This is a genomic window from Streptomyces gobitricini (genome assembly GCF_039532985.1).
Lineage (GTDB): Bacteria > Actinomycetota > Actinomycetes > Streptomycetales > Streptomycetaceae > Streptomyces > Streptomyces gobitricini.
In genome coordinates, this window is sequence record NZ_BAAASR010000035.1 from 1 (window position 1) to 19728 (window position 19728).

Annotated in this window: 19 protein-coding genes; 7 read left to right on the forward strand and 12 right to left on the reverse strand. The window is 71.4% G+C overall.

All coding sequences use genetic code 11. The features are described from left to right. The first annotated feature begins 44 nt into the window (after positions 1–44). Positions 45–854, forward strand: coding sequence for an ABC transporter permease (locus ABD347_RS26355; RefSeq protein WP_344365832.1), 810 nt, complete (start codon positions 45–47; stop codon positions 852–854). 15 nt (positions 855–869) lie between these two features. Here the strand turns inward: ABD347_RS26355 and ABD347_RS26360 are convergent, their stop codons facing one another. Continuing rightward, entirely contained in the window at positions 870–1196 is a 327-nt protein-coding gene (locus ABD347_RS26360) for an ATP/GTP-binding protein (protein ID WP_344365833.1), read from the reverse strand. Between the two features lie 194 nt (positions 1197–1390). Here ABD347_RS26360 and ABD347_RS26365 point away from each other — a divergent pair, with 194 nt between their 5' ends. Beyond that, positions 1391–2425: an LLM class flavin-dependent oxidoreductase gene (locus ABD347_RS26365; protein WP_344365835.1), complete on the forward strand. Its 1035-nt coding sequence runs from the start codon at positions 1391–1393 to the stop codon at positions 2423–2425. Between the two features lie 65 nt (positions 2426–2490). On the opposite strand, the gene ABD347_RS26370 is transcribed toward ABD347_RS26365, so the two are convergent. Next, complete coding sequence (locus ABD347_RS26370) at positions 2491–2883, reverse strand: SCO5389 family protein (RefSeq protein ID WP_344365836.1); 393 nt, start codon at positions 2881–2883, stop codon at positions 2491–2493. 220 nt (positions 2884–3103) lie between these two features. Between ABD347_RS26370 and nucS the strand changes: the two genes are divergently transcribed. Continuing rightward, entirely contained in the window at positions 3104–3766 is a 663-nt protein-coding gene (gene nucS, locus ABD347_RS26375; RefSeq protein ID WP_344365838.1) for an endonuclease NucS, read from the forward strand. A gap of 57 nt (positions 3767–3823) precedes the next feature. On the opposite strand, the gene ABD347_RS26380 is transcribed toward nucS, so the two are convergent. The 3 genes from ABD347_RS26380 to ABD347_RS26390 all read right to left on the reverse strand — a co-directional run bounded on the left by ABD347_RS26380 (position 3824) and on the right by ABD347_RS26390 (position 8202). Continuing rightward, positions 3824–6652 carry an ATP-binding protein gene (locus ABD347_RS26380; protein WP_344365839.1) on the reverse strand — a complete coding sequence of 943 codons (2829 nt, stop codon included), beginning with the start codon at positions 6650–6652 and terminating at the stop codon, positions 3824–3826. Between the two features lie 224 nt (positions 6653–6876). Further along, positions 6877–7200, reverse strand: a complete 324-nt coding sequence (locus ABD347_RS26385; protein WP_031073773.1) for an STAS domain-containing protein — start codon at positions 7198–7200, stop codon at positions 6877–6879. Between the two features lie 153 nt (positions 7201–7353). Beyond that, positions 7354–8202 (reverse strand): 3-hydroxyacyl-CoA dehydrogenase family protein, encoded by an 849-nt coding sequence (locus tag ABD347_RS26390; protein WP_064071818.1) that lies wholly within the window; start codon positions 8200–8202, stop codon positions 7354–7356. Positions 8203–8658: 456 nt separating this feature from the next. On the opposite strand from ABD347_RS26390, the gene ABD347_RS26395 reads away from it, so the two are divergent. Further along, a complete protein-coding gene (locus tag ABD347_RS26395; protein WP_344365842.1) occupies positions 8659–9231 on the forward strand; it encodes a cob(I)yrinic acid a,c-diamide adenosyltransferase in 573 nt (190 codons plus the stop codon). Here ABD347_RS26395 and ABD347_RS26400 read toward each other — a convergent pair. After that, complete coding sequence (locus ABD347_RS26400) at positions 9228–9809, reverse strand: hypothetical protein (protein WP_344365844.1); 582 nt, start codon at positions 9807–9809, stop codon at positions 9228–9230. The two genes, ABD347_RS26395 and ABD347_RS26400, sit on opposite strands and share 4 nt — an antisense overlap. Before the next feature lie 151 nt (positions 9810–9960). Here ABD347_RS26400 and ABD347_RS26405 point away from each other — a divergent pair, with 151 nt between their 5' ends. From ABD347_RS26405 to ABD347_RS26415, 3 genes are all read left to right on the forward strand, one after another. Then, the gene (locus ABD347_RS26405; RefSeq protein WP_344365846.1) at positions 9961–11169 is read left to right on the forward strand and encodes a sensor histidine kinase; all 1209 of its coding nucleotides are present in this window, start codon (positions 9961–9963) and stop codon (positions 11167–11169) included. Then, positions 11166–11837, forward strand: coding sequence for a response regulator (locus ABD347_RS26410; RefSeq protein ID WP_344365849.1), 672 nt, complete (start codon positions 11166–11168; stop codon positions 11835–11837). The genes ABD347_RS26405 and ABD347_RS26410 overlap by 4 nt, the downstream gene beginning before the upstream one ends. Before the next feature lie 130 nt (positions 11838–11967). Then, positions 11968–13830 carry a glycosyl hydrolase family 18 protein gene (locus tag ABD347_RS26415; RefSeq protein ID WP_344365851.1) on the forward strand — a complete coding sequence of 621 codons (1863 nt, stop codon included), beginning with the start codon at positions 11968–11970 and terminating at the stop codon, positions 13828–13830. Here ABD347_RS26415 and ABD347_RS26420 read toward each other — a convergent pair. The 6 genes from ABD347_RS26420 to atpA all read right to left on the reverse strand — a co-directional run bounded on the left by ABD347_RS26420 (position 13811) and on the right by atpA (position 19692). After that, positions 13811–14587 carry a 4'-phosphopantetheinyl transferase family protein gene (locus tag ABD347_RS26420; protein WP_344365853.1) on the reverse strand — a complete coding sequence of 259 codons (777 nt, stop codon included), beginning with the start codon at positions 14585–14587 and terminating at the stop codon, positions 13811–13813. The genes ABD347_RS26415 and ABD347_RS26420 overlap by 20 nt on opposite strands. Then, positions 14584–15060, reverse strand: a complete 477-nt coding sequence (locus ABD347_RS26425; protein ID WP_344365855.1) for a DUF2550 domain-containing protein — start codon at positions 15058–15060, stop codon at positions 14584–14586. Before ABD347_RS26425 ends, ABD347_RS26420 begins: the two co-directional genes overlap by 4 nt. A gap of 123 nt (positions 15061–15183) precedes the next feature. Continuing rightward, entirely contained in the window at positions 15184–15558 is a 375-nt protein-coding gene (locus ABD347_RS26430; protein ID WP_156692297.1) for a F0F1 ATP synthase subunit epsilon, read from the reverse strand. A gap of 155 nt (positions 15559–15713) precedes the next feature. Next, on the reverse strand, positions 15714–17156 hold the full coding sequence (gene atpD / locus ABD347_RS26435; RefSeq protein WP_344365859.1) for a F0F1 ATP synthase subunit beta: 1443 nt from the start codon (positions 17154–17156) through the stop codon (positions 15714–15716). Then, positions 17156–18073, reverse strand: a complete 918-nt coding sequence (locus ABD347_RS26440; RefSeq protein WP_344365861.1) for a F0F1 ATP synthase subunit gamma — start codon at positions 18071–18073, stop codon at positions 17156–17158. Before ABD347_RS26440 ends, atpD begins: the two co-directional genes overlap by 1 nt. 20 nt (positions 18074–18093) lie before the next feature. Further along, the gene (gene atpA / locus ABD347_RS26445) at positions 18094–19692 is read right to left on the reverse strand and encodes a F0F1 ATP synthase subunit alpha (RefSeq protein WP_344365863.1); all 1599 of its coding nucleotides are present in this window, start codon (positions 19690–19692) and stop codon (positions 18094–18096) included. Positions 19693–19728: the final 36 nt, after the last annotated feature.

Genomic DNA, 19728 nt, shown 5'->3' on the forward strand with positions numbered 1-19728 from the left:
CCCGCCCCCGCCCCCGCAGACCTGAGCAAGAGCGAGGACGCCCGATGACCAGCGCCCCCTACCAGCAGCAGTACACGTCGCCGATCCCGGTCCGCCGCGCCCACCTCGGGGACGCGCTCGGCTCCGAGTGGACCAAGATCCGCTCCGTGCGCTCCACGATGTGGACGCTGGGCGTCATGATCCTGCTCATGGTCGGCGTCGGACTGCTCAGCATCGTGGCGATCAAAGCCACCGACACGGACATGGGCGGGGAGTCGGCCCTCGGGCTGGGCTTCAACGGTGTGCTGCTCGGCACCATCTGCGTGCTCACGCTCGGCGTGCTGACCATCTCGTCCGAGTACGGCACCGGCATGATCCGTACGACGCTGACCGCCTGCCCCAGCCGCAGCCGTGTGCTGACCGCCAAGGCCATCGTCTTCTTCCTGCTGATCCTCGTCGTCACCACGGTCACCGCCGCCCTGGTCGCGGCCGTGCAGACCGCGACGCTCGACGGCGCCACCGCCACCGGGGAGGAGTGGGTGCGCGCGACGGTCGGCGCGGGGCTGTTCACCGCGGTCCTCGGGCTGCTGGCGCTCGCGGTCGGCGCGCTGGTCCGCCACTCCGCCGGCGCGATCACGATCATGATCGGCCTGATGCTGCTGCCGCTGGTCGCCGGCATCTTCATGTCGTCGCTGCCGGAGGTGCAGAAGTTCCTGTTCCAGTACTCGATCCCGAGCCTGCTCATCGCCTTCTACAGCGACACCGGTCTGATCGACGGCGGCCCGCACGGCTGGACGCCGCTGTGGATCCTCTGCGGCGTGACCGCCGTCGCGATGGGCGGGGCGCTCCTCGCCACGGAGAAGCGCGACGTCTGAGCTCCGCCTCCCGCCTCAGTAGCGGGGCGCGTTACGGGACCGCTGCACCCGCGTGGTGCGGCGGTCCCTCGCGTTCCAGCACGCCTTGTGCCAGTGCCGGCGGTCGTCCACGCCGCCGTACTCGGGCCACGCCACCACATGCGGCACACTCGAGGGGATCTCCTGGTCGCAGCCGGGGCACCGGTACCGTTTGCCGGCGCCGGCGCCGGCGACGTGGCGGATGGACCACTCCTCGTCCTGCCAGGACTCGGTGCGCTGGAACCCTCCGTACCTGGTGCCCGGCTCGCCGCCGTTCTGGTTCGGCTTCTCGCCGCCACGGGGGCGGTTGCGGCGCGGTGACACGGAACACCTCACTGGGAGCGGGCGCGGATGTTTGCCCGTCCAGCCTAAGGGTCGCGACTGTGGGTACTCGCACGGTCCGGTTCGAGTTACCGGAAAATCGCAACAACTTCCCGCCCGGCCGTTGCCTTTGGCACCTGCCAGACGTTGTTGCCAGTGAGGGGAGCCGCGTCGGCCGGTCAAGGAGGCATAAGGCGATGCGTGTGGGAACTTTTGTACTGGCGGCCCAGTTTCCCGGCCAGGGCCAGGGGGAGGCGCTGCACCGCGCGGTGCGGTCGGCGGAGGTGGCCGAGGAGGCCGGACTGGACTCGGTATGGCTGGCCGAGCACCACTTCGTGCCGTACGGCGTGTGTCCCTCCGCCGTGACGCTCGCCGCGCTGCTGCTCGGGCGGACGCGTCGCATCCGGGTCGGGACGGCCGTCAGCGTGCTGCCCACCACCCACCCCGTGGCGCTCGCCGAACAGACGGCGCTGCTGCACATCACCTCCGGCGGCCGGTTCACGCTCGGCGTGGGCCGGGGCGGGCCGTGGGTCGACCTCGAGGTGTTCGGCGCGGGTCTCGCGGCGTACGAGACGGGATTCCCCGAAGCGCTGGACCTGCTGCTGCGCTGGCTGCGCGAGCCGCGCGTCTCGGCCGGGGGGCAGCGTCACCGGTTCCGCGAGGTCGCCGTCGTTCCCCGGCCGCAGGAGCTCATCGACGGGGACCCGGTACCGGAGACGATCGTCGCCTGCACCTCGCCGCGGAGCGTGCGGCTCGCCGCCGAGCGCTGCCTGCCGATGCTGCTAGGGATGCACTGCGGTGACGAGGAGAAGGCGGACATGGTGGCCCTGTGGCGCCGTGAGGCGCTGGCCGCCGGTCACCGCGCCGACGCGGTCGCACGGGCGGCGGGCGGCCATGTGTCGGCGGGCGTGGCACAGATCGCCGACCGTACGGCGGACGCGGCGGAGGCACTGGTCAAGGCGATGCCGGGCTGGCTGAAGCAGGGGCTGGACGCCCATGTCACCGTGGACGGCAGGCACCGCGCGATGCGCGACCCCGTCGCCTACACCGAACTGCTGTGCCGGCTGCACCCGGTGGGCTCGCCACGGGTGGCGGCGGACCGGCTCGCGGCGACCTCGGAGCGTACGGGCATCACACGGTTCGCGCTGCTCGTCGAGGGCTCCGGCGACGTCGCGGCCACGGAGGAGAACGTACGGCGGCTGGGCACCGAGGTGGTACCCCGGCTCGAATGATGGCCACCATGCTGCCGCCCTGCACCAGTCGCACCTTCCGCGATGCGGAGCGGCAGCACAAGGCGTCAGCAGTCGCGCAGGGTCGGCGACTGGTTCAGCAGCTGGGCCCGTGCGGAGGTGAAGCGGGCGAGCCGCTCGTCGACCGAGGAGTCCAGCGGGAACACCGCGACGCGGTGGCAGTTCTGGAATGCCAGACGCACGCCGAAGTGCCTCTGGAGCGCACCCCGGATCGCATCACTCGCCAGCGCGCGCAGCAACTGGCCGCGCGCCTGCTCGTCCGGCGGCGGCGTCTGGTTGTCGGCGAACGCGCCGCCGTCCACCTTCAGCTGGGCCACCAGAGAGCTGATCATCTCCCATGCGAAGGGCAGGGAGGTCCGGACGCAGTCGACGAAGTCGGCTTCGTCGACCTCGCCTCGCTCGGCCTGTTCCAACAGCGCCGGTGAGACGTCGAGCGACATGGGTTCTCCTCTCGCGACCCCGGGTACCGGGGTCTTACGGGCAGGGAAGGAGGACGACCCCCGCACGACACGCTGCGTGCACGAGCGACAACCTCCCGCTTCCACGGTAAGCGCGCTGTCCGGACCGCACCAGGAGATTGGGTGCACAACCGGCCATGGAAGAAGGGGAGTTTAGGGCCGAATCGCGCGGAAGAGCGTGTGTCTTGTAGCGTTGCCGACCATGCGTCTCGTCATCGCCCGCTGCTCCGTGGACTACGCCGGCCGGCTCACCGCCCACCTGCCCTCCGCACCCCGTCTGATCCTGGTGAAAGCAGATGGCAGCGTGTCCATCCACGCCGATGACCGGGCGTACAAACCGCTCAATTGGATGTCGCCGCCGTGCACCCTCAAGGAGGGTGACGATCGCGTCTGGACGGTCGTGAACAAAGCGGGCGAGAAACTGATCATCACCATGGAGGAAATCCTCCATGACTCGTCACACGAGCTCGGTGTCGATCCCGGCCTCATCAAGGACGGCGTGGAAGCACACCTCCAGGAGCTGCTCGCCGACCGGATCGAGACACTCGGCGACGGGTACACACTGATTCGCCGCGAGTACCCGACCGCCATCGGACCGGTCGACATCCTGTGCCGCGACGCGGACGGCGCGACCGTCGCCGTGGAGATCAAGCGGCGCGGCGAGATCGACGGCGTGGAGCAGCTCACCCGCTATCTGGAGCTCCTCAACCGGGACCCCCACCTGGCGCCGGTGAAGGGCGTCTTCGCGGCCCAGGAGATCAAACCGCAGGCGCGGGTGCTGGCGACGGACCGCGGGATCGGCTGCGTGGTGCTGGACTACAACGCGCTGCGCGGCATCGAGGACGACAAGCTGCGGCTGTTCTGAGCCCACCCGCATGCCTACGGCCCCGGGACGTCACCGTCCCGGGGCCGTAGGCGCGTCTCAGGCGGCCGTGCCGGACGGCTCGGGGTCACTGCTCGTGGCGGGAGCGCTCTGGGTGGCGCCGCCCGCCCCGCCGGTGGAATCGGTACCGCCGCTGCTGGTGCCGCCGCCGGCGCCACTGGTCGTGTCCCCCGTGGTGGACCCGCTGGTCGTCTCACCGGACGTGGACCCGCTCGTCGTCTCACCGGACGTCGACCCGCTCGTCGTCTCACCGGACGTCGACCCGCTCGTCGTCTCACCGGACGTCGACCCGCTCGTCGTCTCACCGGACGTCGACCCGCTCGTCGTCTCACCGGACGTCGACCCGCTCGTCGTCTCACCCGACGTCGACCCGCCCGTCGTCGGGGCGCCCGTGGTGGGCCCGCTGCTGGAGGGGCTGCCCGAGCCGGGCCCCGACGTCGTCGGTGTCGTCGTCCCGCTCGTTGCGGACGGGTCGCCCGACGGACTCGACGGGGTGCCCGCCGCGCCGCTCTCGCCCGGGCTCGCCGAGGAACCCGGCACGCCGGAGGTGCCGGAGCCGGAGCCGCCCCGGCCACCGTCGCCACCACCGTCGCCGGGGTCGCGGGTGGAGCCCTGGGCCGGCTCGTCCGCGTCGAGGCCGCCGCCGCCCCCGGTCTCGTCGGCCGGCTGGTCGGAAGTGACCCGCCGCGAGCCGCCGTTGCCCTCGTCACCGCCCGAGGTCGCGCCCAGGGTCACCACCGTGCCCAGGACGGCCGCGAGGACGGCGCCCGCACCGGCGGCGACCAGGTTGCGCCGGGCACCGCTCAGGACGGTGCGCCGCGCCGACGGCCCGGCCACCGGGGCAGGCGGGTCCTGGCGGCCGATGAGCGTCTCGGTCTCACCCCCGAGGGCCGGCACCGCGGTCGCCCCAGCCGTGCGCGCGGGGGCCACCGGTACGCCGCCGGGCGGGGACGCCGGGTCCTCGAACCGCGCCGCGGGCACCTCCGCGCCCGCCGCCGGCGTGCGTCCGCCCGGCAGCGGCCCGCGCTCACGGTCCACGACCAGGGCCAGGGCGCGCCGGCCGGCCACCGTGCCGCGCTTGTCGGCGAGGGCGCCGCGCATGGCGATCGACGCCTCCAGCTCGGCGCGGGCCCGGTCCAGGTTGCCGGCGCACAGCGCGAGAACGCCCAACTCGTGGTGGAAGTAGGCCTCCTCGGCCACCTCGCCCGCGTGCCGGGCGGCCTCGGCACCGGTGCGCAGTGCCCGCTCCCAGGCCCCCCAGTGGAGCCCGGCCGCGAACGCCGGCGCCGCGCTGCGGGCGAGCACGACCGCCACGTCGGCGTACCCCTCCTCCTCGTCGTCCGAGGAGGACGAAGAGGAGGAAGAGGAGGAAGAGGAGGAAGAGGAGGACGAAGAGGAGCCGGAAGCGCCGGGTGCCCCGGCGGTGCCGGTCCCGCCGAAGACACCGGAGACGTCCGAGGAACCGGAAGCGGCGGTCCCGCCCGCACCGGAGTCGGCGGCCGCCTGTACCAGTGCCGTCATCGCGGCCAGGACGGCGTCCGCCTCGGCCACCGCCCGGCCGGGGCTGACCGAGGGGTGCCCGACCCACCAGGCGTAGTGCTGGGCGGCGGTGCGGGCGCGGTCGGCGGCGCCCTCGTCGTACCCCTCCGCCACGAGCTGGGCCATGACCCCGGCGGCGAGCCGGTACCGGGTGCCGACCGGGGTGAGCAGTCCGCAGCGCAGCAGCTCGCCGAGCGCCGCGTCGGCGTGGGTGTCGTTGACGAGCGCCGGCATGTGCGCCTGGTGCGGCACCTCCCCGCCGAGCGCGACCGCGAAGCGCAGCGTCTCGCGGGCGGACTCGGAGAGCCGGGAGGCGAGCAGCGGAGCGGGCGCCGCGCCCTCGCGGAGGGTCGGCAGGGGTGCCTCGCGGACGTCGGTGAAGACGCTGTCCTCGTCGTCGTCCCCGGACGGGCCGGCACGCAGCTCGTCGCGCTGCCGCAGCAGGGCTCCGGCCTGGACGAAGCGGAGCGGCAGGCCCTCGGACTCGAACCAGAGGTCACCGGCCCAGTTGGCCTCGTCGTCGGTGAGCGGCCGGTCGACGCAGCGCTCCAGCAGCTCCAGCGCGGAGCCGCGGTCCAGCCCCGAGAGGAACACCTCTTCGAGGTGGGAGTCGGCGGACGGCGCGGCGACACCGGGGGTGGCGGCGAGCAGGAAGGCGCACTCGGGGGTGGCGTCGAGGATCTCGTCCAGGGCGGCACCGCCGAACTCCAGGTCGTCCAGGACGACGACGGCGCCGATGTCGTGGACGGCGGCCTGCAGCCCCGCACGGTCGGGACGTTGGGCCGGCGCCCGGTGGACGGCGGCGAACAGTTCGTACAGCAACTCGGTGGGCGTGCGGTGGTGGCCGGAGAGCCGTACGACCCCGTCGGGCGCGAGGTCGGCGCAGTCGGCGGCGACGGCGTCGAGCAGCGCGGTGCGCCCGGCCCCGGCCGGTCCGGTCAGGCGCACGGAGCGTCCGCGCGACAGCAGCCGGACCAGCCGCTCGCGCTCCTCCTGGCGCTCCAGGAGGGGCAGCGGCAAGGCCGCGGGGCCGGGGGGCACGGGCGGACCGGCGGCGCGGGCCAGCTCGGCACGCTCCTCGGGGGTGTGGCGGACGGGTGTTTCCGGCCGGTGCCCGGGCGGGCACGGTTCGATCTCGCTGCCGTCTATCGGGTTGATGGTGAGCAGGAGGTCGCCCGAGACGAGCTGGGCGGTCCTGGCAGGACCCGGCGGTGCGCCGCCCTGCCCTGAGGGGGGCGTGGGGCCGCCGTCGCGTGTGGTGCGCGGGCGGCTGTCGCCGTCGCGGTCGTCGTGGCCGAAGTCTTCCGGTCCCCGGTTGATCGGGTCCATGGTGAAAGCCCCCAAGAGCGTGGTGCGCCGAAGCCCCTCCCGGCCTTTCCGCACGCCCGCTGCCGCTTCTGGTCCGGTGCCCGCCGGATGGGTCCGTCAATCGGCAGGCGACCGAACCCTAGACCTTCGCCCAGTATGGACGAAGAGCCGGGGTGGTACGGCGCCCAAGACGTCATGGTCTTGTGAGGATTGGGTATCTGGTGTGCTTTTCCAGGCCCGTACCGTTACACCCGGGGCAACGTTTCGGCGGCGATGCCGCCTTCGATGGCGAGGATGCGGTGCAGCCGGGTGGCCACCAGCAGGCGCTGCATCTGGGGCGGTACGCCCCGCAGTACCAGCCGGCGGCCGCAGCGGCCCGCTCGTCGGTGAGCGCCCATGATGACTCCCAGACCGGTGGCGTCCCAGGAGTCGAGGCCGGTCAGGTCCAGCACCAGGTCGCCGGCTCCGTCGTCGACGGCCGAGTGCAGGACCGTACGGGCGTCCGCCGCGCTGCGGACGTCGAGGCGGCCCCCGACGACCAGCTCGGCGTGGTCGCCCCTGATGTGCATATGCGCTCCCCGAGAGTGCGTTGTCGTCACGTCTTCCGTCGTCACGTACTTCTATGCAACAACTGACTGCCTGACCGGCGGACCAGTTGCGCCTTGTAAGCGAACCGATACCGAATTCACCCCGAGGGGTGATGGTGAAAGGGTCGAGACGGCTCAGTGCTTGTAGAAGCCCTGCCCGCTCTTGCGGCCGATGTCACCCGCGTCCACCATCCGGCGCATCAGCTCCGGCGGCGCGAACTTCTCGTCCTGGGACTCGGTGTAGATGTTGCTCGTGGCGTGGAGCAGGATGTCCACGCCGGTGAGGTCGGCGGTCGCCAGCGGGCCCATGGCGTGGCCGAAGCCCAGCTTGCAGGCGATGTCGATGTCCTCGGCGGAGGCGACGCCCGATTCGTACAGCTTCGCGGCCTCGACGACCAGGGCGGAGATCAGACGGGTCGTCACAAAGCCGGCGACGTCGCGGTTGACGACGATACAGGTCTTGCCGACGGACTCGGCGAACTCGCGGGCGGTGGCGAGGGTTTCGTCGCTGGTCTTGTAGCCGCGCACCAGTTCGCACAGCTGCATCATGGGGACCGGCGAGAAGAAGTGGGTGCCGACGACGCGCTCCGGGCGCTCCGTCACGGCCGCGATCTTGGTGATCGGGATGGCGGAGGTGTTGGAGGCCAGGACGGCGTCGTCGCGTACGAGCTTGTCGAGCGTACGGAAGATGTCGTGCTTGACGTCCAGCTTCTCGAAGACGGCTTCGACGACGATGTCGGCGTCGGCGGCCGCGTCCATGTCGGTGGTGGTGGTGATGCGGGCCAGGGCGGCCTCGGCGTCGGCGGCTTCGAGCCTGCCCTTGGCGACGAACTTGTCGTACGAGGCCTTGATGCCGTCGGTGCCGCGGGTCAGGGCGGCGTCGGTGACGTCGCGCAGCACGACCTCCCAGCCCGCCTGGGCCGAGACCTGCGCGATTCCGGATCCCATGAGTCCGGCCCCGATGACGGCGAGCTTCCTGGCCACGATCTTCCCCTTAACACCCGTTTACGTATCGGCTCTTCGCGGAGATTAGCGGGCGCGCGCGGCCGTGTGGCGCCGAAGAGATGCGCGTCACGTCTCAGATGACGGACATCACACCGATACGGGTGGTGCGGTGAGCCGGAGTGCCGCGGGTGGCCGTGAGCCGGGTCACGCGGAGCGGGGTCACGCGGAGCGGGGTCACGCGGAGCCGGCTCGCTCGCCTCGCCGCCTTCTTCCCCGCGGCTCCTCCGTCCGGCCGGGCAACCGCGCGCTTCGCGGGTGGCCTCGCCGGTGCCCGCCGCTCGACCGCCCCGGCGCCTGCCCCGGTCCGGACGGTGCCCGTGTGGCGAGGAGCCTCATAGCCGCCCCGGCGAGGAGGGCCGCGTCGGACCGGAGCGCCTGCCGGGGCCCTCGAGCCCGGCGTGTCCGGCCGGGCGTCCCTTTCACTAGGCTGGCCGTATGGTCAATCTGACGCGCATCTACACCCGCACCGGCGACAAGGGCACGACGGCACTCGGCGACATGAGCCGCACGGCCAAGACGGACCTGCGGATCGCCGCGTACGCCGACGCCAACGAGGCCAACGCGGTCATCGGTACCGCGATCGCGCTGGGCGGCCTCGACGAGGAGGTCGTCAAGGTCCTCGTCCGCGTCCAGAACGACCTGTTCGACGTGGGCGCGGACCTGTCGACGCCGGTGGTCGAGAACCCGGAGTACCCGCCGCTGCGGGTGGAGCAGCCGTACGTCGACAAGCTGGAGGCCGACTGCGACCGGTTCCTGGAGGACCTGGAGAAGCTCCGCTCCTTCATCCTCCCCGGCGGCACCCCGGGCGCGGCCCTGCTGCACCAGGCGTGCACGGTCGTCCGCCGCGCCGAGCGGTCGACGTGGGCCGCGCTGGAGGTCCACGGCGAGACGATGAACGCCCTGACGGCCACGTACCTCAACCGGCTGTCGGACCTGCTGTTCATCCTCGCGCGGACGGCCAACAAGGAAGTCGGCGACGTTCTGTGGGTGCCGGGCGGGGAGCGCTAGCGGCGTTCCGCACGGACCGGTTCGCGGGGCGGCCCGGCTTCCGGGGCCGGGGCCTTCCTCGGCCAGATCGCGTACGTGAGCGCCACCAGGCCGTGGATGCCGGCCGTCCGCCAGGCGGCGCCCATCCAGCTCCGGAGCGCACCGGTGCGGCTCGGGTCGTCCACGTACAGGATCGCCAGCCACAGCAGGACCGTGGCGACCGCCGCTCCGGCGAGGGTGCCGAGCCAGATCCGGCCCTCGTGGCGGGCGCGCGCCATGCCGTAGCGGGGTGGCCCGGCCGGGCGCGGGGCGCCCCCCAGGCGGTGGGCGGCGTGCCCGTCGAGCCACTTCACGGTGCGGTGGCCGTGGCCGACGGTGTAGCCGATGTACAGCGCGGCCAGCCCGTGCTTCCAGCTCGGTTCGGCGCCGTTCTTGAGGTCCATCGCGGTGACGACCAGCAGGACGACCTCCAGCAGCGGCTCGCACAGCAGCAGCGCCGCGCCCGTACGGGGCATCCTCAGCAGGTAACGGGTGGCGAGCCCGGCGGCCAGCAGCACCCAGAAGCCGACCTCGCAGATCACGATGAGCGCGACGACCACGGCACTCTCCCTTCGGTACCCCTCCAGCCTTCCGGGCGCCGTGCGCCGAGTCGTCGTCGCCGGTGACGAATCCGTACTGCATCTTTCGATGTAGTCGGCGCTCCGACCGCACGGCGAGGTCCGGGCGCGCCGCACCGTGTTGGATGGACGGGTGAGACTTCCCCGTACGCATCGCGACGATGTGCTGATCGCCGCCGCCGGGCTGGCCTGCGGGCTGCTGTTGTGGGCGTTCGGGCTGCACAGCCAGGGGCCCGGGCACCGCCCGCCGGTCCCCGGGCGCTGGCCGACACTGGTGCCCCTGTTCGCCGTGACCGCGCTGGCGATGGTGCGCCGGACGAGGCCGCAGACGGCGCTGGCCGTGGGGACGGTGGCGGTCGTCGCGGACCAGTTCACCCGGGGCAATCTCATGACGATCGTCATGTTCGCCGATCTCGTGTACGCCGCCGTGGTGTACGGAACGCCCGCCGCCGCGCGCCGGATCCCCGTCTCCACCGGGCTGATCACGATCGTGGTGACGCTGGGCTTCCTGGCCTGGTTCCGGGAGCCGGTCGCGCTGCTGATCGGCGTCGTCACTGCACTGATCACGTTCTTCCCGGCCATCACCGGGGCGGTGGTCCGCAACCACCGCGAGGCCGCGGACGCCGCCCGGCTGCGGGCGGAGCAGACCGCGCTGCTGGCCGAGATGGACCGCCGGCAGGCGGTGATCGCCGAGCGGTCCCGGATGGCGCGCGAGCTGCACGACATGGTGGCCAACCACCTGTCGGCGATCGCCATCCACTCCACCGCCGCGCTCTCCCTCGACGACCCGGAGACCTCCCGCGACGCGCTGGGCGTCATCCGCGAGAACAGCGTCGACGGCCTGGCCGAGATGCGCCGGCTGATCGGCCTGCTGCGCGACACCAGCGGCCATGACGCGCCGGCCGCCGCGCCGACCCTCGACGGCCTGGACGCCCTCGTACGGCAGGCCGGGGCCAACGGCGCGGCGAGCGGCCTGACGTTCCGGCTGGTCGACGGCCGGGCACCGGCCGCCGAGCCGCTGCCCGCGCCCGTCGAGCTCGCGGCGTACCGCATCGTGCAGGAGTCGCTGACGAACACGCTCAAGCACGCGGACCCGGGCGAGGTGACCGTCGCGCTGCACTCCGCGGACCACGCCCTGACGGTCCGGGTGACCAGCCCGTTCGGCACGCGGCCGGGTCCGCGGGCGCCGGGGTCGGGGGCCGGCCTGGTGGGGATGCGGGAGCGGGTCGCGCTGCTGGGCGGCGCGTTCGAGGCGGGTCCGGCCGAGCACCGGGGCGAGAAGATCTGGCGGGTGCGGGCGGAGCTGCCCGTGGCGGAGGACGACAAGGAGCCGTCGGCATGACCGGAACGGGAATTCCGCGCGTACGCGTCCTGGTGGCGGAGGACCAGAGCGCGGTGCGCGCCGGGCTGGTCCTCATCCTGGGCAGCGCGCCCGACATCGAGGTGGTCGGTGAGGCCGGGGACGGCGAGGAGGCGGTGCGCCTCGCCCGGGAGCTGCGGCCCGATCTGGTGCTGATGGACGTGCAGATGCCGCGCCTGGACGGCGTGTCGGCCACGCGTCAGGTGGTGGGCGAGGCGCTCGCCGACGTCCTGGTCCTGACGACGTTCGATCTGGACGAGTACGTCTTCGGCGCGCTGCGCGCCGGGGCGGCCGGCTTCCTGCTGAAGGACACCGATGCCAGGGGCCTCGTCGAGGCGGTACGGACGGTGGCGCGCGGCGAGGGCATGATCGCCCCGGCGGTGACGCGCCGGCTGATCGCCGAGTTCGCGGCGCCGGCCGGGCGGGGACGGCTGCAGGACGCGCCCGATCCGGGGGTGCTGGACGCGCTGACCCGGCGGGAGCGGGAGGTCCTGTCGTGCCTGGGCGAGGGGCTGTCGAACGCGGAGATCGCGGTGCGCCTGGAGATGGCGGAGGCGACGGTGAAGACCCATGTGAGCAGGCTGCTGGGGAAGCTGGAGCTGCGCAGCAGGGTGCAAGCGGCGGTGCTGGCGCAGGAGTTGGGTGTCTGAACAAGAGCACCCACCTATGGTCTGGACCTATTGACGATTGGTCCAGACCTTCCTACGCTCACGGCGCGCACCTTTCACGGATTCACGGACACCACCCCCACCTTGTCCGTCCGCAACTTGAGGAGCACCGTTGAGCACTCAAGCACTACCGCGCAGAACGAGGTTCCGAGCCAGGGCCACGGCCGGACTGACCGCCCTTCTGCTTCCGCTGGCCGCCATGGTCGGCCTCGCCTCCCCCGCGCAGGCCGCCACCTCGGCGACCGCCACGTACACCAAGGCCTCCGACTGGGGCTCCGGCTTCGAGGGCAAGTGGACGGTGAAGAACACCGGCACCACCTCCCTCTCCTCCTGGACCGTCGAGTGGGACTTCCCCACCGGCACGTCGGTCACCTCCGCCTGGGACGCCACCGTCACCAACAGCGGCAACCACTGGACCGCCAAGAACATCGGCTGGAACGGCACCCTCGCCCCCGGCGCCTCCGTCTCCTTCGGATTCAACGGCACCGGCACCGGGTCGCCCACGGGCTGCAAGCTCAACGGCGGGTCGTGCGACGGAGGCCCCAGCGTCCCAGGTGACACCCCGCCCTCCGCGCCCGGCACCCCGGCCGCGTCCGGCATCACCGACACCTCGGTGAAGCTCACCTGGACCGCCGCGACCGACGACAAGGGCGTCAAGAACTACGACGTGCTGCGCGACGGCGCCAAGGTCGCCACGGTCACCGGCCTGACGTACACCGACAGCGCCCTGACGGCCGGCACCGGCTACTCGTACAGCGTCCAGGCCCGTGACACCGCCGACCAGACCGGCCCGGTCAGCGGCTCCCGCGCGGTACGCACCACCGGAGGCGGCACCGACCCCGGCCCCGGACCGGGCCCCGGCGCCAAGGTCAACCTGGGCTACTTCACCAACTGGGGCGTCTACGGGCGCAACTACCACGTGAAGAACCTGGTGACCTCCGGCTCCGCGCAGAAGATCACGCACATCAACTACGCCTTCGGCAACGTCCAGAACGGCAAGTGCACCATCGGTGACGCCTACGCCGACTACGACAAGGCCTACACCGCCGACCAGTCCGTCGACGGCAAGGCCGACACCTGGGACCAGCCGCTGCGCGGCAACTTCAACCAGCTGCGCAAGCTGAAGGCCCAGTACCCGCACATCAAGGTGCTGTGGTCCTTCGGCGGCTGGACCTGGTCCGGCGGCTTCGGCCAGGCGGTGCAGAACCCGGCCGCCTTCGCCCAGTCGTGCTACGACCTGGTCGAGGACCCGCGCTGGGCCGACGTCTTCGACGGCATCGACCTGGACTGGGAGTACCCGAACGCCTGCGGGCTGACCTGTGACACCAGCGGCCCGGCCGCCTTCACGAAGATGATGCAGGCCATGCGTGCCAAGTTCGGCACGAGCAACCTGGTCACCGCCGCCATCACGGCGGACGCCTCCCCCGGCGGCAAGATCGACGCCGCGGAGTACGGCCCCGCCTCCCAGTACATCGACTGGTACAACGTGATGACGTACGACTTCTTCGGCGCCTGGGCGGCGAAGGGCCCGACGGCCCCGCACTCCCCGCTCACCTCGTACCCGGGCATCCCGCAGGCGGGCTTCAACTCCGCCGAGGCGATCGCCAAGCTCAAGGCGAAGGGCGTCCCGTCCACGAAGCTCCTGCTCGGCATCGGCTTCTACGGCCGCGGCTGGACGGGCGTCACACAGAAGGAGCCGGGCGGCACCGCGACGGGACCGGCCCAGGGCACGTACGAGCAGGGCATCGAGGACTACAAGGTCCTCAAGAACTCCTGCCCCGCCAACGGCACGGTCGCCGGCACGGCGTACGCGCACTGCGGCACCAACTGGTGGAGCTACGACACCCCGGCCACCGTCATCTCCAAGATGGGCTGGGCGAAGAACCAGGGCCTGGGCGGCGCGTTCTTCTGGGAGTTCAGCGGTGACACCGCGAACGGCGAACTGGTGAGCGCCATCAGCAGCGGGCTGAAGTAGTCACCCCGCGGCGGGGATGGCGCAAGGTGCCGTCCCCGCCGTACCCCGCCTCGTGCCGCGCCACCGGGCACCGGGTCCCCAGCACGGCGACCGCCGCCCGGTATCCGTCACCCGCGTCGAGATCATGGAGCCGCACCGGCAGGTGCGGCTCCGCCCGTTCCCGCCACTCCAGCAGCGCGGCCGGCGCGTCCGGCGCGCTCACCGTGAGCAGGGACGGCTCCACCATCAGCCCGTCCCCGGTCGCCTTGAGGACCGCTTCCTTCCGCGCCCAGTAGCGGATGAAACCCCGCGCCCGCTCCGCCGCCGGCAGCCGCTCCAGCTCGGTTCGCTCCACCGCCGACAGCACGGCCGCCGACAGGTCCGCGACCTTGCCCTCGCCGGCGACCTCCTCGATGTCCACGCCCACCGGCCCGGCGAGCGACAGCGCCACCGCCACCCGGCCGCCCGAGTGCGACCAGGACAGCTCCAGGTCCGCGCCCGCCACCCGCGGCTTCCCGTGCGGCTCCGGACGGTCGCAGTGCCGGCACTCCTGGACGTACCGCACCTCGGTCGGTCGGACACCCAGCTGCGCGGCGACGAGCTGCCGCGCAAGCGCGTGCGCGGTCAAGTACAGCGCGCGGTCCGAGGCCCGGACGAAGGCGTCATGACGGGCCCGCTCCCGGTCGTCGAGCAGCTCCAGCAGCGGGGGTACGTGGACGGCGTCGGCGAACCAGACGTGGCACTCGCCCGCCCGCACCCGCGGTATGTCGGGGCTCACGCCACGTTGACCCTCTGCCCGGGCGGCGCCGCCTCCAGCCAGGCGAGGAAGCCGGTGAGCGCGTCCTCGCTCATCGCCAGCTCCAGAGGGCGCCCGTGGTGCAGGCACCCCAGGACCACCGAGTCGGAGAGCAGCGCCAGCTCCTCCTCGCCCTCGGGCATCCGGCGCGCCAGCACCTCGATGCCGGAACGCTCCAGGACGCGGCGGGGGCGGGGAGCGTACGAGAAGACGCGGAACCAGGCGACCCGGTCGCCGCTGTAGCGGGCGACGCCGTACACCCACCCCTTGCCGGTCGGGGGAACCCCGGCCGCGCGGGGCGGGAGGTCACCGTCCGGGACGTTCCAGCGCAGGCTGCAGTCGAAGGTGCCGCCGGAGCGCTGGATCAGCCGCCGGCGCAGCCCGAACACGAAGAGCCCGATCAGCACCGTGGCGACGACCAGAGCGCTCACCAGCAGAGCGAGGAACATCTCCACCGACCTCCTCGCATCGTTCGTTCAACGAAATACAACCTGCACCTGCATCGACCTCAGCCGCGACACGGTCTGGATGATTCCAGACCGGGCCGCGGCTGAGGGCACAACTCTCGGCGCGGTGCGTCAGCGCACCGCCACCGCGCGCAGCCGGACGTCGGCGCGCCGCTCGGCGGCGGCGTCCGACTCGGCCTTCGCGCGCTCCAGCGCGCGCTCGGCGCGCTGGGGGTCGATCTCGTCCGCCAGCTCGGCGATCTCGGCGAGCAGCGACAGCTTGTCGTCCGCGAACGTGATGAAACCGCCGTGCACGGCGGCGACGACAGTCCCGCCCTCACTCGTACGGATGGTCACCGGGCCCGACTCCAGCACACCGAGCAGCGGCTGGTGGCCGGGCATGACGCCGATGTCGCCGGACGTGGTGCGCGCGATGACCAGGGTGGCCCCGCCGGACCAGACACTCCGGTCCGCGGCGACCAGCTCGACGTGCAGCTCAGCAGCCAAGGGTGGCTCCTCGGGTCACCACCCGGCGTATGCCGGGTGTTGGGTCATAAGTCTAGTAGGGCGCCCGCCGCGGAAACGCCGGGCCCCTCGGTCGAACACGAGGCGTACGAAGGGGGGCGGGACGCGTGCCCGCCCCCCTTCACGAGTCATGGGACTCAGGAGACGCCGAGCTCCTTGGCGTTCTTCTTGAGGTCCTCAAGACCACCGCACATGAAGAAGGCCTGCTCGGGGAAGTGGTCGTACTCACCGTCGCAGATCGCGTTGAACGCGGCGATCGACTCGTCGAGCGGCACGTCCGAGCCGTCCACGCCGGTGAACTGCTTGGCGGCGTGGGTGTTCTGGGACAGGAAGCGCTCGACGCGACGGGCACGGTGGACGACGAGCTTGTCCTCCTCGCCCAGCTCGTCGATACCGAGGATCGCGATGATGTCCTGGAGATCCTTGTACTTCTGCAGGATCCCCTTGACGCGGGTGGCCGCGGCGTAGTGGTCCTCGGAGATGTAGCGCGGGTCCAGGATCCGGGACGTGGAGTCCAGCGGGTCCACGGCCGGGTAGATGCCCTTCTCGGAGATCGGACGGGAGAGAACCGTCGTCGCGTCGAGGTGGGCGAAGGTGGTGGCCGGGGCCGGGTCGGTCAGGTCGTCCGCGGGGACGTAGATCGCCTGCATCGAGGTGATCGAGTGACCACGCGTCGAGGTGATGCGCTCCTGCAGCAGACCCATCTCGTCGGCCAGGTTCGGCTGGTAACCCACCGCGGACGGCATACGGCCGAGCAGGGTGGACACCTCGGAACCGGCCTGGGTGAACCGGAAGATGTTGTCGATGAAGAAGAGCACGTCCTGCTTCTGCACATCGCGGAAGTACTCCGCCATGGTCAGACCGGCCAGGGCGACGCGCAGACGGGTGCCCGGGGGCTCGTCCATCTGGCCGAAGACCAGGGCGGTCTTGTCCAGAACGCCGGACTCCTCCATCTCCGCGATGAGGTCGTTGCCCTCACGGGTGCGCTCGCCGACGCCAGCGAAGACGGAGACGCCCTCGTGGAGGTTGGCGACACGCATGATCATTTCCTGGATCAGCACGGTCTTGCCGACACCGGCACCACCGAACAGACCGATCTTTCCACCCTTGACGTACGGGGTGAGAAGGTCGACGACCTTCAGGCCGGTCTCGAACATCTCGGTCTTGGACTCGAGCTGGTCGAAGTCGGGGGCCTTGCGGTGGATCGGCCAGCGCTCACCGACGTTGGCGTTCTCCTCGGGGTGGTTCAGCACCTCACCGAGGGTGTTGAACACCTTGCCCTTGGTGAAGTCGCCGACGGGGACCGAGATGCCGGCGCCCGTGTCGGTCACGGCGGCCTGGCGGACCAGACCGTCGGTGGGCTGCATCGAGATGGTGCGGACCAGGCCGTCACCCAGGTGCTGGGCGACCTCCAGGGTCAGCGTCTTCTTCTTGCCGTCCTCGGCCGGGTCGGCAACCTCGACGTGCAGCGCGTTGTAGATCTCCGGCATCGCGTCGACGGGGAACTCCACGTCGACGACCGGGCCGATGACCCGCGCGACGCGGCCCGTCGCCGTGGCCGTCTCAACAGTGGTGGTCATTACTTGTCACTCCCCGCGGTCGCGTCGGCCAGGGCGCTCGCGCCACCGACGATCTCGCTGATTTCCTGGGTGATTTCGGCCTGGCGGGCCGCGTTGGCAAGCCGGGAGAGGCTGTTGATCAGGTCTCCGGCGTTGTCGGTCGCCGACTTCATCGCGCGGCGGCGGGCGGCGTGCTCGGAAGCGGCGGCCTGCAGCAGTGCGTTGTAGATACGGCTCTCGACGTACCGCGGCAGCAGGGCGTCGAGGACGTCCTCGGCCGACGGCTCGAAGTCGAACAGCGGAAGGATCTCGCCCTTGGTCCCGGCCTCGTCCGCCGCCTGGTCCAGGCTGAGCGGGAGCATCCGGTTCTGTACGGGCGTCTGCGTCATCATCGACACGAATTCCGTGAAGACGATGTGCAGCTCGTCGACCCCGCCCTCGGCCGTCTCCGTGGTGACGGCCTCGATGAGGGGTGCGGCGACCTTCTTGGCGTCCGCGTAGCTCGGGCTGTCGGTGAAGCCGGTCCACGACTCCGCGACCTTGCGCTCGCGGAAGCCGTAGTAGGCGACACCCTTGCGGCCGACGATGTACGTGTCGACCTCCTTGCCCTCGCCGCGCAGTCGCTCGGTGAGCTGGTCCGCGGCCTTGATGGCGTTGGACGAGTAGCCGCCGGCCAGACCGCGGTCGCTCGTGATGAGCAGCACCGCGGCCCGGGTCGGGTTGTCCGTCTCGGTGGTCAGCGGGTGCTTGGTGTTCGACCCGGTGGCCACCGCGGTGACCGCGCGGATGAGCTCGGTCGCGTACGGCGTCGAGGCCGCCACCTTGCGCTGCGCCTTGACGATGCGCGAGGCGGCGATCATCTCCATCGCCTTGGTGATCTTCTTGGTCGCCGTGACGGATTTGATGCGACGCTTGTAGACCCGGAGCTGCGCTCCCATGAGTCAGGTCCCTTCCGTCGTCACTTCGAGACGTTGGCGGCGGCCGGGGCGTCCTCGGCCAGCAGCTTCCCGTCCGAGGTCTCGAACTGCCTCTTGAAGGCGGCGATGGCGTCGGCGACGGCCGTGAGGGTGTCGTCCGACATCTTCGCGCCCTCGCGGATCGAGTCCATCAGCCCCTTGTGGTCGCGGTGCAGGTAGTCCAGCAGCTCGCTCTCGAAGCGGCGGATGTCCGCGACCGGGACGTCGTCCATCTTGCCCGTGGTGCCGGCCCAGACGGAGACGACCTGGTTCTCGGTCGCCATCGGCTGGTACTGGGGCTGCTTCAGCAGCTCGACCATGCGCTTACCGCGCTCCAGCGAAGCCTTCGACGCGGCGTCCAGGTCGGAACCGAAGGCGGCGAACGCCTCCAGCTCACGGAACTGGGCGAGGTCCACGCGCAGACGGCCGGAGACCTGGCGCATCGCCTTGTGCTGGGCGGAGCCACCGACACGGGAGACCGAGATACCGACGTTCAGGGCCGGACGCTGGCCGGCGTTGAACAGGTCGGACTCCAGGAAGCACTGGCCGTCGGTGATGGAGATGACGTTGGTCGGGATGAACGCCGAGACGTCGTTGGCCTTGGTCTCGACGATCGGCAGACCGGTCATCGAACCGGCACCCATGTCGTCGGAGAGCTTGGCGCAGCGCTCCAGCAGACGCGAGTGCAGGTAGAAGACGTCACCCGGGTAGGCCTCGCGGCCCGGCGGGCGGCGCAGCAGCAGGGAGACGGCACGGTAGGCGTCGGCCTGCTTCGACAGGTCGTCGAAGATGATCAGGACGTGCTTGCCCTGGTACATCCAGTGCTGGCCGATGGCGGAGCCGGTGTAGGGCGCCAGGTACTTGAAGCCGGCCGGGTCGGACGCCGGGGCGGCGACGATGGTCGTGTACTCCAGGGCACCGGCCTCCTCCAGCGCGCCGCGAACGGACGCGATGGTGGAGCCCTTCTGGCCGATGGCGACGTAGATGCAGCGGACCTGCTTCTTCGGGTCGCCCGAGCGCCAGTTGTCGCGCTGGTTGATGATCGTGTCGACGGCCAGGGCGGTCTTGCCGGTCTGACGGTCACCGATGATCAGCTGACGCTGACCACGGCCGATCGGGGTCATGGCGTCGACGGCCTTGTAGCCGGTCTCCATCGGCTCGTGCACCGACTTGCGCTGCATGACCGTGGGTGCCTGCAGTTCGAGGGCGCGGCGGCCCTCGGTCGCGATCTCGCCGAGACCGTCGATCGGGTTGCCGAGCGGGTCGACGACCCGGCCCAGGTAGCCCTCGCCGACAGCGACGGACAGGACCTCGCCGGTGCGGGTGACCGACTGGCCCTCCTCGATGCCGCTGAACTCACCGAGGACAATGGCACCGATCTCGCGCTCCTCGAGGTTGAGGGCGAGGCCGAGGGTGCCGTCCTCGAACTTCAGCAGCTCGTTCGCCATGGCCGAGGGCAGACCCTCGACCTTCGCGATGCCGTCGCCGGCAAGGCTGACCGTACCGACCTCCTCGCGCGAGGCCGCGTCCGGCTTGTACGACTGGACAAAGTTCTCCAGCGCGTCCCGGATCTCCTCCGGCCGGATCGTGAGCTCCGCCATCTGGGTTCCCTGCTCTCCTTGTTGGGCCCGAAGTTT